Source organism: Aphanothece sacrum FPU1 (assembly GCF_003864295.1).
In the GTDB taxonomy this organism is placed as follows: Bacteria; Cyanobacteriota; Cyanobacteriia; order Cyanobacteriales; family Microcystaceae; genus Aphanothece_B; species Aphanothece_B sacrum.
The window spans coordinates 350,581-364,051 of record NZ_BDQK01000017.1 but is presented as its reverse complement, the minus strand read 5'-3'; the positions used below and the strand labels follow the sequence as shown (position 1 = coordinate 364,051).

Below are 13,471 nucleotides of genomic sequence, written 5' to 3'. Positions count from 1 at the left end.
GTAAAGTTACTATAGTTTTAACTGAAGGTTCAACTACTTTTTTTTTACGTCTATTTCAATTAATTTTAGGATATCATCTGTAAACTTATATCTAAATTCATCTTCAGCAACAATTTTGGTTAAATCATAGATATGATTAATTAATTCATCATTTTCAAGTCTTTTCTTGACTTCATCTGTGATACAACTAGCTAAAAATATTGTAGTAACTTTTGTATTTAAACGTCTTGCTTCTTCAAAACTTTTTTTAGCAGCACCATATCTTTCTAATGCTCCAGCAGTATCTTTTCCCCCTTTAATTTCTATGACTGCTACTAATTGTCCATTCGCATTAAGAAAAGAAATATCTGGTTCACTAGAGAATAAAATACTGGTTTGATTAGTTAATCTAATCCCTGATATTAAATCAGTTTTATCAATTATATCATCTAAGTTATTACTTGAATTTCCTTCTTTATAAATAACAGAAATAATTAAATTTTCTTCTAATAAAGTACGAAGAATTAATTTTCGAGTTAAAATTTCTGCTTCTTCTCCAATTTTATTATTCCAAGAACCTTGAATTTGTGCGCCCGCAGAAGCATACATTAGGGCATAAATATCATCTTGTGTATATTCATTGGCACTTTCTATAATTAAGCTAGAATGGGAGTTATATAATTGACATAAAATAATGGATTTATCAGTTGATAATTTTTTGCCTTCTTCTATTGTTTTAATCGTAAAAGCTAATTTATTAACTGCTTTTTGAGGAAGCATCGCTACGCTACGATAATAAGCTGATAATTTAGGTTGTTCTTGAAGAACTCTCGGATGAGCAAAAACAGCGACTTGAGGAATTTTACTATTTTCTAAAATTATCCATGCTTTTTCAGAAACTCCCCAATTATTTTTTTGTTCCCAATTATAAGTTTCTGCAATTTCTATTAATTTTAAAATTTCATTATGAAAATATTTAAAACCCAAATCATATAACTTTCTATAAAAAAAAGTTGCTCTTAATCGATAATCTATTTGTAGAGATTCATGAAGAAAGTCTTGACTCATTTTCTGCACTTAATAAGGGCGATATTAGAACAACTGGGAATGATAAAAAGGTGAGAATTACTCACCCCATTTTAATCTATTTTAGACCATTTGTAATAAACCACTGTGTCTTAACAAAGGTTCGGTTTTCGGTTCCCTTCCTCGGAAAGCTTTAAACACTTCCATCGGGTGTAAACTTCCCCCTAATGCTAAGACAGTATCTCGGAAACGTTTACCTGTTTCTGACACTGCTTGTTCATCATTTAAACCCACTTCTTCAAACGCAGAAAAAGCATCAGCACTTAACACTTCGGCCCACTTATAACTATAATATCCTGCTGCATAACCTCCCGAAAAAATATGTCCAAAAGAACATAAAAATGCGTCCTCTGGTAACGGTTTCATTGCCGTTGTTTTTTGTGCTAAACGTTCCCGAACTTGAGAGGGTGTTTCTTTCCCATTCGGTTGATAACGATGATGTAATTCTAAGTCCAAAAGACTAAAATGTAATTGCCGTAACATAGTCGAACCACTCATATAATTACGAGCAGCAATTAATTTATCATAGTAATGTTCTGGTAACGTTTCTCCCGTTTCATAATGTTTAGCCATGTTAAACAAAGTTGTCCGGTCATAACACCAATTCTCCATAAATTGACTGGGTAATTCTACAGCATCCCACTCTACATTATTAATACCTGATGCACCCAGATAGTCAACTTTAGTTAACATATGTTGTAACCCGTGACCAAATTCATGAAAGAGAGTATTAACTTCATCAAAGGTCATTAAACTAGGTTTGCCATCAATAGGAGGAGTTTGATTACAAATTAAATATGCCACAGGTAAACGGGTGATAAATTGTTCTTCTAGACGAATTTTTGCCCGTCCAATACAATCATTCATCCAGGCCCCTCCTCGCTTTTCTGAAGGACGACTATAGGGGTCTAAATAAAAATGTGCGATCGCTTCTCCTGCTTCATTATTCACCTGAAAATATCGGACATCCTCTTGCCAAATTGGTGCTTTTCCATCAGCCGCAATAATTGTTACCCCAAAAATACGTTTAGCTAAAGTAAATAAACCGTCTAAAACTTGAGGTAAAGGGAAATACGGACGTAATTCTTCCGAACTAAAATTAAATAAAAATTCCCGTTGTTTTTCCGACCAATAACTAATATCCCAATGTTTTAAATCATCAGTCTTAGCAAAAGTTTTTATGCTTTCTAAGTCTTTTAAAGCCGCCTCATAACTAACCTGACGTAACTCCTCAAGTAAGCTTTCTACTGTTTCTACATTGGGGGCCATTTTGCGAGCTAAACTTACCTCAGCATAGGTATTATATCCCAGTAATTGAGCTTGTTCTTTTCGCAATTCTAAGATACGCTCAATCAAAGGATTATTATCTAATTCTCCAGTAGAAGCGCGAGAAATAAACGATTTATAAAGAGTCTCCCGTAAATCAGATTGGGTGCTATATTTCATAAAAGGAACATAACTAGGATAATCTAAAGTAATTACCCAAGGGCCACTTTCAGGAGTAGCGTTTTCTTCTCCTTCTGAACGGGCAGTTTGTGCCGCTAAACTGAGTAAACTGGGAGGTAAACCGTCTACTTGTTCCTCTTGAGTTAATTTGAGTTTAAATGCTTTAGTTGCATCTAAAACATGATTAGAAAATTTAGTTGAAAGTTCAGCTAATTCTAATTGAATTTGATTAAACTGTTCCCTTTTTTCTCCTGTTAAACCCACTCCAGATAATTCTGCTTCTCGGATAGTTGTTTCGACAATTCGTTTTTGAGCCGTTTCTAAACTATCCCAAACAAAACTATTTTTGAGAGTTTTAAAACCTTGATAAATGGGTTGACTTTGACTTAATTTGTTAATAAATTGAACAACATTAGGTTGGACAGTTTCGTAAGCTTGACGTAATTCTGGACTATTTTTAACTCCCATTAAATGACCAATAATTCCCCAAGTCCAGGTTAACCGTTCTTCTAATTTGTTTAAAGGGTCAACTAACCCCTCCCAAGCTGGAATAACCTTTGCTTCTAAATCAGTCAGTTGTGTGTTTAAATTTTGAAGTAATTCCGTCATAGCTGGAACCACTTGTTCAGGTTTAATTTGCTCAAAAGGTGGAATTCCTTCACCAATAAGTAAGGGATTGTGTGACATGATTAAGTTAGTCATAAGTTAATGTACTGTGTTAGTTTCATCTAATATTTTACACTTATTCATCAATGTAAACTGGTTTCAAATCCAGGTATAGCAGATATTTCGAGCTTTTTCTGCTTGTGGCGATCGCGGGATAACTTAGCGGCATTCACTTAAAAAGTTTTATCATGGGGTATCTGCTTACCCACTAACTGTTGTTAAGTAAAGAATTTCTGACTTCTGCTATATCTACGGATAAATGAGCGGATATACTACTAGACCAACAATTGCCGCGATCGCTACAATTAGGGGTTCGGGTATCTTTTTGCCAAACCGCCAAAGTACAGTCAAGGTAAGAAGTCCCATCAAAATTGTAGGGATGTCCCGCAGAGATTGTTGTCCCAAAACCACAACTGCTCCGGCGATCGCTCCGGTTGCTGCAACAGTTACCCCATTAACAAATGCGGAAATACTGGGGTTTTTGCCGTGTTTCTTGAAATAAGGTGCAGGGATAATCGTTAACAAGTAGCAGGGAATAAACATAGCGATCGCCGCTATACAAGCTCCTGGCAGTCCTGCTATCAGAAACCCAATAAATCCTGTGGTAATCACAACTGGCCCTGGTGTAATCATAGCAACAGCCACCGCATCCAGAAACTCTTGAGCATTGAGCCATTGAAAATCCTTGACCACCCCACCATACAAAAACGGAATGATAGCTAAACCACTTCCAAAGACAAAAGAACCCGCCGTTGCAAAGAAGATAAAAATCTGTCCGAGTAAACTGGGTGTTGCAGTGGGAACTGCGGCCAAAAAGGGGATGAGGGGAAAGCCGATCAAACTATTTAACTTGTTGCCTCTGAACCATTTTTTTGGTGGGGATTTGATCAACCAAACCAATACCCCCGCGCCTAAAATTAACTCTATTCTTTCCGACTGGGTAATAATCGTGGCTGCTGCATTCACCAAATAAATGCCCCATAATAGCCAGTCCGTCCCCACCGTTTTACGGGTTAGTTTATAAGCACTCATGGCAATAATCCCAATTACCGCCGCACCCACGCCATAAAATACGGCTTGCATCCAACTGAGACCACCGTAAAGAGTGTAAGCCCATCCTAGAGCGACTACCATCAAAAATGATGGCACAACAAAGGTAATACCGACTAACGCCGAGCCTAAAATGCCATAGTGAACATAACCTAAGTAAAATGACAATTGCGCGGCTAGGGGGCCAGGAGCAACTTGTGCGAGGGTTAATCCTTCCTGATATGCGGCCTCAGAAATCCACTGACGCTCTTCTACCAAATCCCGGTGCATATAGCCAATCAGAGCGATCGGCCCGCCGAAACCTAGGGTTCCGAGTTTGAGGAAATACTGAGTAAGCTGTTTCAGGGAATAGGTTGGCTGGTCAAGGTTTAAAGGGGTAGGATTGCTCATTGAAGTTTTTTTTAATAGGGGGATTTTTGGAGATGATTGAAATCGCCTTGAGCATACTCCAATTTCGCGGAATGTGGGTTAAATTAAAAGTGAATCTTAATTAATATCCATGCTCTCCCAAATTAAAGACTTAGCTGAATCTTTAGCTCCTAGACTAATTGAAATTCGTCGTCATTTTCATGCTCATCCTGAACTCAGTGGACAAGAATATCAAACCGCGGCCTATGTTTCGGGGGTTCTCTCCTCTTGTGGAATTCATGTTAGAGAAGCAGTAGGGAAAACTGGTGTATTGGGACAGTTAAAGGGAAGCGGAACCGATGAACGTATCCTCGCTATTCGTACGGATATGGATGCGTTACCCATTGAGGAACGAACAAACCTAGAATTTGCTTCCTGTAAACCAGGTGTTATGCACGCTTGCGGTCATGATGTTCATACCACCGTCGGACTCGGAACCGCGATGATTCTATCTCAGTTTACAGAATATTTGCCCGGAAATGTTCGGTTTTTGTTTCAACCGGCCGAAGAAATCGCTCAGGGTGCAAGCTGGATGGTGCAAGACGGTGCGATGCGGGATGTTAAGGCTATTTTTGGGGTTCATGTCTTCCCTTCCATTAAAGCGCGTTCTGTGGGCATTCGCTATGGGGCCTTAACTGCGGCCGCAGATGATATTGAAATTTTTATTCAAGGGGAGTCAGGTCATGGGGCCCGTCCTCATGAGGCTATTGATGCGATTTGGATCGCTTCTCAAGTTATTACTACTTTACAACAAGCTATTAGTCGCACGCAAAATCCCTTACGTCCCATCGTTTTAAGTATTGGTCAAATTAATGGGGGACGGGCCCCAAATGTAATTGCTGATCAAGTTAGAATGGCCGGAACTGTGCGATCGCTTCATCCTGAAACTCATGCTAATCTTCCTCAATGGATAGAGGGAATTATTTCTAATGTTTGTAATACTTATAATGCTAAATATGAAATGAATTATCGTCGGGGAGTTCCTTCGGTACAAAATGATATCGCTTTAACCCAAATTCTGGAGTCTGCTAGTCGAGAAGCTTGGGGAAATGAGTATGTTGAAATTCTGCCGGAACCTTCTCTGGGAGCAGAAGATTTTTCTCTCTATTTAGAACACGCTCCAGGTTCTATGTTTCGTTTAGGAGTAGGCTATGATAATAAACAAAATTATCCCCTTCATCATCCCCAATTTGAAATAGATGAATCTGCTATTATTACCGGAGTTGTTACTTTAGCTTATGCTGCTTGTAAATATTGGCAATAACATGATCTAAATAGTTTTCAAGTACTATTGTGATTCAAGTTGAAGCGGTTTCTTCTGCCTAAGATTATAATGAGTTAATAAAATCTTTATTTATCCAATGATCCTGCCTTGATTCAACAAGAAACCTTAGAACTGTTAGAATGGCCTAGATTATGTCAACATCTAGCCACGTTTGCTGCGACAAAACTAGGAACAGTAGCGGCGAGAAAATTGGTTATTCCTGGTAGTTTAGAGGAAAGTCAAGAACTATTAGCCCAAACCCAAGAAATTTATCGTCTAGAGCAAAGTTTAGAGTCAAGATGGTCATTTGAAGGGATCAATGATATTGGAGAATCTCTAGATAGGGCGAAAATAGGGGGGCTGATATTCGGACAAGATTTACTCAATATTGCGACTACTTTAGCAGGAGTCAGAAGACTAAGGCGTGTCATTGAAAATTACGAAGATTTGCCCATTTTAACCGAATTAGTCACTGATGTCAGGACTTATCCCGAATTAGAACAAGCCATTCATCATTGTATTGAGGAAGGAGGAACGGTTGCGGATCGGGCTAGTCCCAAATTAGGAGAAATTCGCCGCAATCTCAAGGAAATTCGGGAGAGAATCTACCAAAAACTACATAGTATCTTACAACGACAAGGAGGAGCAGTACAAGAGTCGGTAATAACTCAAAGAGGCGATCGCTTTGTCATTCCCGTTAAAGCCCCTCAAAAAGACCAAATTCCGGGCATTATTCACGATACATCCAGTACCGGAGCTACCCTTTATATTGAACCTCATTCTATTGTGGAATGGGGCAATAAACTACGACAATATCGCCGTCAAGAACAAGTCGAAGAAGAAGCGGTTTTGCGAAAGTTAACCGAACAAGTGGCCGAGGTACAAGAAGACTTAGATTATTTGTTGGCGATCGCTACTATATTAGATTTAGCTACGGCTAAAGCCCGTTATAGTTTGTGGTTAGAAGGAAACATCCCTAGATTTATTGACGTAGGGAAAGGAGAAACTATTACCCTGCGACAGTTACGTCATCCCTTGTTGGTGTGGCAACAAAACCATGAACAAGGAACCCCCATTGTACCTATTAATGTACTGATTAATCCTAAAATTCGGGTTGTGGCTATTACGGGGCCAAATACGGGGGGAAAAACCGTTACCCTGAAAACAATCGGTTTAGCCGCATTAATGGCGAAAGTGGGCTTATTTATTCCTGCCAGAGAACCCGTTGAATTGCCTTGGTTTGGGGATATTTTAGCAGATATTGGCGATGAACAATCAATTGAACAGAGTTTATCAACTTTTTCGGGACATATTCGCCGTATTGTTCGGATTATTGAAGCTTTAAGTCCTGATGGGTTTAATGATATTAAACCCCTACAGTCCCCTATCCTATCTCCCCACACTCCCCACACTCCCCACACTCCATTACCCCATCACCCCATTACCCCATCACTGGTACTATTAGATGAAGTAGGTGCAGGAACAGATCCGGCCGAAGGAAGTGCATTAGCGATCGCCTTGTTACATTATTTAGCGGATCATGCCTTATTAACTATTGCCACGACTCATTATGGAGAACTCAAAGCCTTAAAATATGAAGATGACCGCTTTGAGAACGCTTCCGTTGAATTTGATGATAGTACCCTATCGCCCACTTATCGGCTGTTGTGGGGCATTCCTGGACGGTCTAATGCTTTAACTATCGCTCAACGGTTAGGATTAGATCAAGAGATTATTGAGGAAGCCAGAAGCAAGATTGGGGGCTTTTCTGAGGAGATTAATCAAGTTATAGCAGGATTAGAAGAGCAACGACGAGAACAGGAACAAAAAGCTCAACAAGCTGGCAAATTACTGCAAAAAACTGAAAAATTTTATGAAGAAGTATCTCAAAAAGCTTCTTCCTTGCAAGAAAGAGAACAAGAATTAAAAAGGTATCAAGAACAAGAAGTGCAAAAAGCGATCGCGATCGCTAAAGAAGAAATAGCCCAGGTGATCCGTCAACTGCAACAAGGAAACCAAACTGGACAAAAAGCCCAACAAGCAAGTGAGGCATTACAAGACATTAAGCAACGTCAGTTACCCCAGGCTCAAAAACGTCAACCGAGTTATCAACCTCAAGTAGGGGAACGAGTAAGATTGTCTAATTTAGGTCAAACGGCGGAAGTTTTAACAGTAAATACAGAAGGGGCATTATTAACCGTTCGTTTTGGCCTGATGAAAATGACCATTCCTTTCACGGATATTGAGTCTTTAGACGGCAAAAAGGTAGAAATGGTAGTTAAGGCTAAAACACCAACTACACCCCCACCACAGCCCATTAAACCTCAAACTGTGCCTTTAATTCGTACCTCTCAAAATACCCTCGATATTCGGGGTAGTCGGGTTGCAGATGCTGAGTCAGACTTAGAAAAAGCGATCGCGATCGCCATTATGTCAGGGGTTTTATGGGTAATTCATGGCAAGGGAACAGGAAAATTACGTCAGGGGGTGCATGAATTTTTAAGTCGTCATCCTCAAGTAGATCGCTTTGAGTTAGCTCCGCAAAATGAAGGAGGATCAGGGGTAACGGTGGTATATTTAAAATAAGATGGTAAGATTTGATTATATAACGAGTAGTAAAGGCTGGTTTTTGACAGCTTTTAGGGAAAATAATTTATAGTTGGAGAATAACACGATGTCTACTGTTACAGAGAATGATTTAAAGGAACTAAGAGACTTGATTAATTCTCGATTTGACGCATTAGAAAAAGGACAAATTGAGATTAAGGGACAAATGGGGGTTATTGATGCCAGACTTAAAAATTTAGAAACCTCATCGCAAAAAATCCCTGATTTGGCCGAGAAAGTAGGAGAACTCAAAAATTGGAAACAGATAAGCTTAGCTTTATTTGGGGCTTTACTTGGGGGACTGATCACCTATTTGATTAGAAATCCTCGTTTATAATAAGACAAATTTTTTAACTTTATTTATAGCTTTCTTCTATTCCCCACCTGCAAGCTAAATCTTCTTCTCTTGAATCATCGTCAGGTATATACCCTAGTTCTGCTTTGATTTGTCTAGCACAATCTAGAATCTTAGTATTTTTTCCGTCGTATCCCATATTTGCAATCATAAAAATATCTTCACAATCAAATCCTTCAAATAAATTTAGCGCATAAGTGTCAAGAACTTCTTGTTGTCTTCTTGTAAGATTTTCATAACCTTTAGATATTGCTTGGCGATTCCTAACACTGTACCTTCAAGCCAATCATATTTAACAAGTAATTTTAACAACTGTTGAGTATCTACATTACTAGATTGTTCTTTCATGTGTATTATTGTTGTATATATTTGATACTCAACATTATAACTAATCATGATGTATTTTTGTTTTTACCAAAGAGAAGGAGTAGACGAAACAAGCCAATTAAAGGAATAATAGAAAGATTAGATAAAATGACTGATAACAGCAATTATGGTTAGTATTCAATTAGAACCCTCTCGTCATTCCTTAGCTGAGTATATCTACCGTCTAGAAAAAGGAGAAGCCCTCCTCAAAGACTCCCCGCAAAATGTGCTAGAAGTAGTGGGAATTCTCAAAAGTTATGGAGTAATTTTAGATGCCTATTCCCGTAACTTGATTTATATTTCTGAGAATCAATTTTTAGTATTATTTCCTTTTTTTAAATATTTTAATGGAGACATTTCTTTAAACAAATTATTGCATCATTGGTGGCATAATCGGATTAATTTTGAATATGCAGAATACTGTATGAAAGCCATGATGTGGCATGGAGGCGGTGGCTTAGATGCTTACTTAGATACTCCCGAATTTAAAACATCGGTTAAAAAGGTTATTCAAGCTAAATTTAAGAATAATATGTTTATGTTAGCTTTAGATAAAGCCTTTCCTGACTTTCTCCCTGAACACATGAGAATGATGGCTTATTACAGTGGTTTAGGACAGTTTTGGCGAGTCATGGCTGATATGTTTCTCTACCTTTCTGATCGCTATGATAATGGTGAAATTAAATCTATTTCTGATGTGGTTCAACATATTTTAGATGGGTTCGTTCAAGATGCGAGTAAACCCATTACTTATAACGTAAAAATTGCCGATAAAGTTTATGATATCCTGCCTAAATCTGTTGGATTAACCTTTCTAATGGATACCGCAGTTCCCTATGTAGAAGCAGTTTTCTTCCGAGGAACTCCCTTTCCTGGAACTGTTTCTTATAATGCTCAAGCTTATCAAATTCCTGAACAGCAACCTGTCTTTACTTATGGGGCATTATATGCAGATCCTTTACCCATTGGAGGTGCGGGAATTCCTCCTACTTTATTAATGCAAGATATGAGTCATTATTTGCCTGATTATCTTCATGAAGTTTATCGTCAAAGTTTCCGTCAAGAAGATGATTTATTGGTGCAAATTTGTGAAACTTTCCAAAAGTCAATGTTTTGTGTGACTACCGCAGCTATTAAAGGTTTAGCCCCTTATCCTTTAGATACAAAAGATTTACAACAACAAAAGGAAAATCGAGCTTATTTAGAAGGTTGGATGAACCGTTTTAAAACCTCTAGGTTGAAAATGGTTAATCGTTAAAATATGTAGGGGTCATTTCAGTTAACAGTTAACAGTTAACAGTTAACTGTTATCAGTTACTACCGGAAACAAGTCCCCCTTTGTGAAGGGGGATTTAGGGGGATCATATCTTTTGTTAAAAATGTTTATCTAATAACTCCTCAACTTGATAAGGTTTCACCTGACTATAACGGGTTTTATCAGGTAAAACTACCACATTGGGGCCTTTTTTACACTGTTTAAGACATCCGGTTAATTGAATTTCTACGAGATCACCTAAACCACGATCGCTTAATTTTTTTTCTAACTGCTGACAGACTCTTTTACCCCCTCGTTCCCAACAATCAGATTTTTGACAGACTAAAATTCGTCGGGCATTAGTAGATTTGTCAGTTTTTCCTGACAATACAGTGGCACAAGGAATATCAGGAGTAGAGAGGGTTTTGAGGGTAGTTGCCTCCAGTTTAAATAGACCTAATTTGCCGTCTGGTTCCCTGTTTCCGATGATTTCTAGCCAAGTTCCAGGAGACATGGACAGATCAACTTGTTGACGTAATTTTTTAGAGATTTTAATCCAGTATTCCCGGTCAATTACCTTTATTCGTACATATTTCACCTTGTCACCCTCTTTCATGACAAAGCTTTCTAATTGGCCCACTAGGCGAAATTGAGAAACTGCAGTTAGACTTGACATAATTTTTTATTTACTTATTTCCTAATTGACAATTTAAGTCGTTCTATCGTGCCAACAGTCATTAAGCCAGTCGATCAACTCTTCACGGGAGGCTGAATGTTGTTTGATCACACTCCAAACCTGAATTAAGGAAGTCGCACTATAAAGCTTGACTTGTAAGGGTTTATAGGCTGAGCAATGACAGAGAATCTCTAATTCCTGAAGGCGGTAATACACACTCCAGCGATCGCTCCAATCAACTTGCAGCACTTGAGTGAGTTCTAAGGGAAGATTAGGTGAGTTCATTGACCCTGACAGATAAATAAGATGTAACCGTTCACCCCCCCTCTTTCCTGAGATATTGGGCTTTCAGAGGATTTTTAAAGGAGGCTGTCAATAACTACAATGAGATTGTCATTGTTTCCGTATTTATCATACCAGACAAACGCTAATAATTCTCAATTATTTTTAAATACTGATCCGCTCCACATGAGGAAAAAACCCTGTTGAGACTTTTCCAAGGTGAATAAAACAAAAATAAATTTTTGTGGAGGATTTTAGTGAGTGGCGATAAACTGTTGCTAAAATACGGTATTTTGTTAATATGATGTGTAGTTAAGAAGGGAACACACAAATGGCAACCGCTCAAGGCTTACTCCGTACTTTTGGTGAAGTGGGAGAAAATCCCATCTTGCTAGACAAAAGTGTGACAGTCCCCGTTTGCGAAGGTTTAAATGTACTGATCGCAAGTTTTCAGGGATTGTTTTTGCAATACGAAAAACACCATTTTGTCGTAGAAGGTTCAGAATTCTATTCTTTACACGAATTCTTTAGCGAAAGCTATGGCGCAGTTCGTGGCCACGTTCATGACTTGGCAGAACGCTTAAATGGGTTAGGCGGTATTCCAGTTGCTAGTTTTGCTAAATTAGCTGAGTTATGCTGTTTTGAATCAGAACCCGACGGGATGTATGACTGTCGTAAAATGGTTGAGCATGACTTAGTAGCTGAACAAGCGATGATTCAAGTATTACGCCGTCAAGCAGCCCAAGCTGAAAGTTTAGGCGATAGAGCGACTCGTTATATGTATGAGCAAATTCTTCTCAAAACTGAAGAACGGGCTTATCATTTAGATCATTTCTTGACTCATGATAGCTTAACCGTTGCGTTTGTCGGTAACGGTCACTAATTTTTTTGAAATCTCGTTAAATTTAGCTAGTGAATTAAAATGTCACTGGCTCTTTTTTTTGGGCATAATATTAATTTTACACAATATGAACTATCTAACAGCAAATCATCGTGTAGCGATCTTACTTCATGAAGGAATAAAAGGAACTCATGGTAAAACAGGATTAGCTTATTTACGTTACGGACAAGCTTCTATTGTGGCGGTGATTGATGCTGAATGCGCTGGAGAGTCGTTAAAACAGCTAACAGGTATCCCTAAACATATTCCCATTGTATCGAGCGTTCAAGCTGCTTTAACTTGCGATCCTGATGTATTATTAATAGGTATTGCTCCTTCTGGGGGCATTTTACCCGATGCGTGGAAAGAAGAAATAAAACAGGGAATTATTGCTGGATTATCGGTTGTTAATGGCTTACATACCCCTTTAGCCCCTAATTTCCCCAATTTAAACCCCCAACAATGGATTTGGGATATTCGTCAAGAACCTTCAGGGTTAAGTATCGGCAAAGCTAAAGCGAGATCGCTCGTTTGTCAGCGTATTTTAACCGTAGGAACCGATATGTCTGTCGGTAAGATGTCTACTAGCTTAGAGTGTCATAATGCAGCCCAAAAACGAGGAATTAAGTCTAAATTCCTGGGAACTGGACAAGGGGGAATTATGATCTCTGGGGGAGGTATTGCTTTAGATGCGATACGGGTAGATTTTGCGGCCGGGGCCGTAGAAAAGATGGTGTTAGAGGCAGGAAATGACTATGATGTCTTATGGATAGAAGGACAGGGTTCTTTATGCCATCCAGGGTCAACTGCGACTTTACCCTTAATTCGAGGCAGTCAACCTACAGATTTAATTTTAGTTCATCGGGCCGGACAAACTCATATTAATCGTCTTCCTGATGTGGCTATTCCCCCCTTAAAACAAGTGATAGAATTGTATGAAAGTGTTGCTAGTGTAGCGGGGACGACTGATGAGATAAAAGTCAAAGCGATCGCCCTTAATACTTTTCATTTAGACGAATTAGATGCAAAAAAAGCGATAGAAACCGTCCAAGAAACGACCGGACTACCTTGTACTGATGTGGTTAGATTTGGGGCAGATAAGTTATTAGATTTTCTTTTGAATAATTAAGATAAAAATCCTCTTATAATTA

Annotated in this window: 13 protein-coding genes; 6 read left to right on the top strand and 7 right to left on the bottom strand. The window is 38.6% G+C overall.

What is annotated here, in order from left to right:
* Positions 1-33: 33 nt before the first annotated feature.
* The 3 genes from AsFPU1_RS21740 to AsFPU1_RS21730 all read right to left on the bottom strand — a co-directional run bounded on the left by AsFPU1_RS21740 (position 34) and on the right by AsFPU1_RS21730 (position 4,617).
* Entirely contained in the window at positions 34-1,047 is a 1,014-nt protein-coding gene (locus tag AsFPU1_RS21740) for an XcyI family restriction endonuclease (RefSeq protein ID WP_125061187.1), read from the bottom strand.
* Positions 1,048-1,128: 81 nt separating this feature from the next.
* Positions 1,129-3,213 (bottom strand): M3 family metallopeptidase, encoded by a 2,085-nt coding sequence (locus AsFPU1_RS21735; protein WP_124977265.1) that lies wholly within the window; start codon positions 3,211-3,213, stop codon positions 1,129-1,131.
* A 213-nt stretch (positions 3,214-3,426) separates the two neighbouring features.
* Positions 3,427-4,617, bottom strand: coding sequence for a chromate transporter (locus AsFPU1_RS21730; RefSeq protein WP_124977263.1), 1,191 nt, complete (start codon positions 4,615-4,617; stop codon positions 3,427-3,429).
* A 109-nt stretch (positions 4,618-4,726) separates the two neighbouring features.
* Between AsFPU1_RS21730 and AsFPU1_RS21725 the strand changes: the two genes are divergently transcribed.
* From AsFPU1_RS21725 to AsFPU1_RS21715, 3 genes are all read left to right on the top strand, one after another.
* Complete coding sequence (locus AsFPU1_RS21725) at positions 4,727-5,899, top strand: M20 family metallopeptidase (RefSeq protein WP_124977261.1); 1,173 nt, start codon at positions 4,727-4,729, stop codon at positions 5,897-5,899.
* 108 nt (positions 5,900-6,007) lie between these two features.
* Positions 6,008-8,485 carry an endonuclease MutS2 gene (locus tag AsFPU1_RS21720; RefSeq protein WP_125061186.1) on the top strand — a complete coding sequence of 826 codons (2,478 nt, stop codon included), beginning with the start codon at positions 6,008-6,010 and terminating at the stop codon, positions 8,483-8,485.
* 88 nt (positions 8,486-8,573) lie between these two features.
* Positions 8,574-8,843, top strand: a complete 270-nt coding sequence (locus AsFPU1_RS21715; RefSeq protein WP_124976146.1) for a hypothetical protein — start codon at positions 8,574-8,576, stop codon at positions 8,841-8,843.
* A 19-nt stretch (positions 8,844-8,862) separates the two neighbouring features.
* On the opposite strand, the gene AsFPU1_RS22830 is transcribed toward AsFPU1_RS21715, so the two are convergent.
* Positions 8,863-9,012: a hypothetical protein gene (locus AsFPU1_RS22830; protein ID WP_172957536.1), complete on the bottom strand. Its 150-nt coding sequence runs from the start codon at positions 9,010-9,012 to the stop codon at positions 8,863-8,865.
* A gap of 35 nt (positions 9,013-9,047) precedes the next feature.
* Positions 9,048-9,209 (bottom strand): hypothetical protein, encoded by a 162-nt coding sequence (locus AsFPU1_RS22825; protein WP_172957537.1) that lies wholly within the window; start codon positions 9,207-9,209, stop codon positions 9,048-9,050.
* A 145-nt stretch (positions 9,210-9,354) separates the two neighbouring features.
* Here AsFPU1_RS22825 and AsFPU1_RS21710 point away from each other — a divergent pair, with 145 nt between their 5' ends.
* Positions 9,355-10,485, top strand: coding sequence for a CO2 hydration protein (locus AsFPU1_RS21710; RefSeq protein ID WP_124976148.1), 1,131 nt, complete (start codon positions 9,355-9,357; stop codon positions 10,483-10,485).
* Between the two features lie 115 nt (positions 10,486-10,600).
* Here AsFPU1_RS21710 and AsFPU1_RS21705 read toward each other — a convergent pair whose 3' ends face one another.
* Positions 10,601-11,158 (bottom strand): (2Fe-2S) ferredoxin domain-containing protein, encoded by a 558-nt coding sequence (locus tag AsFPU1_RS21705; protein ID WP_124976150.1) that lies wholly within the window; start codon positions 11,156-11,158, stop codon positions 10,601-10,603.
* 33 nt (positions 11,159-11,191) lie between these two features.
* Entirely contained in the window at positions 11,192-11,443 is a 252-nt protein-coding gene (locus AsFPU1_RS21700; protein ID WP_124976152.1) for an Asr1405/Asl0597 family protein, read from the bottom strand.
* A 328-nt stretch (positions 11,444-11,771) separates the two neighbouring features.
* On the opposite strand from AsFPU1_RS21700, the gene dpsA reads away from it, so the two are divergent.
* Both dpsA and AsFPU1_RS21690 read left to right on the top strand, forming a co-directional pair.
* Positions 11,772-12,323 carry a DNA starvation/stress protection protein DpsA gene (gene dpsA, locus AsFPU1_RS21695; RefSeq protein ID WP_124976154.1) on the top strand — a complete coding sequence of 184 codons (552 nt, stop codon included), beginning with the start codon at positions 11,772-11,774 and terminating at the stop codon, positions 12,321-12,323.
* 85 nt (positions 12,324-12,408) lie between these two features.
* A complete protein-coding gene (locus tag AsFPU1_RS21690) occupies positions 12,409-13,449 on the top strand; it encodes an N-acetyltransferase DgcN family protein (protein WP_124976156.1) in 1,041 nt (346 codons plus the stop codon).
* The last annotated feature ends 22 nt before the right edge of the window (positions 13,450-13,471 follow it).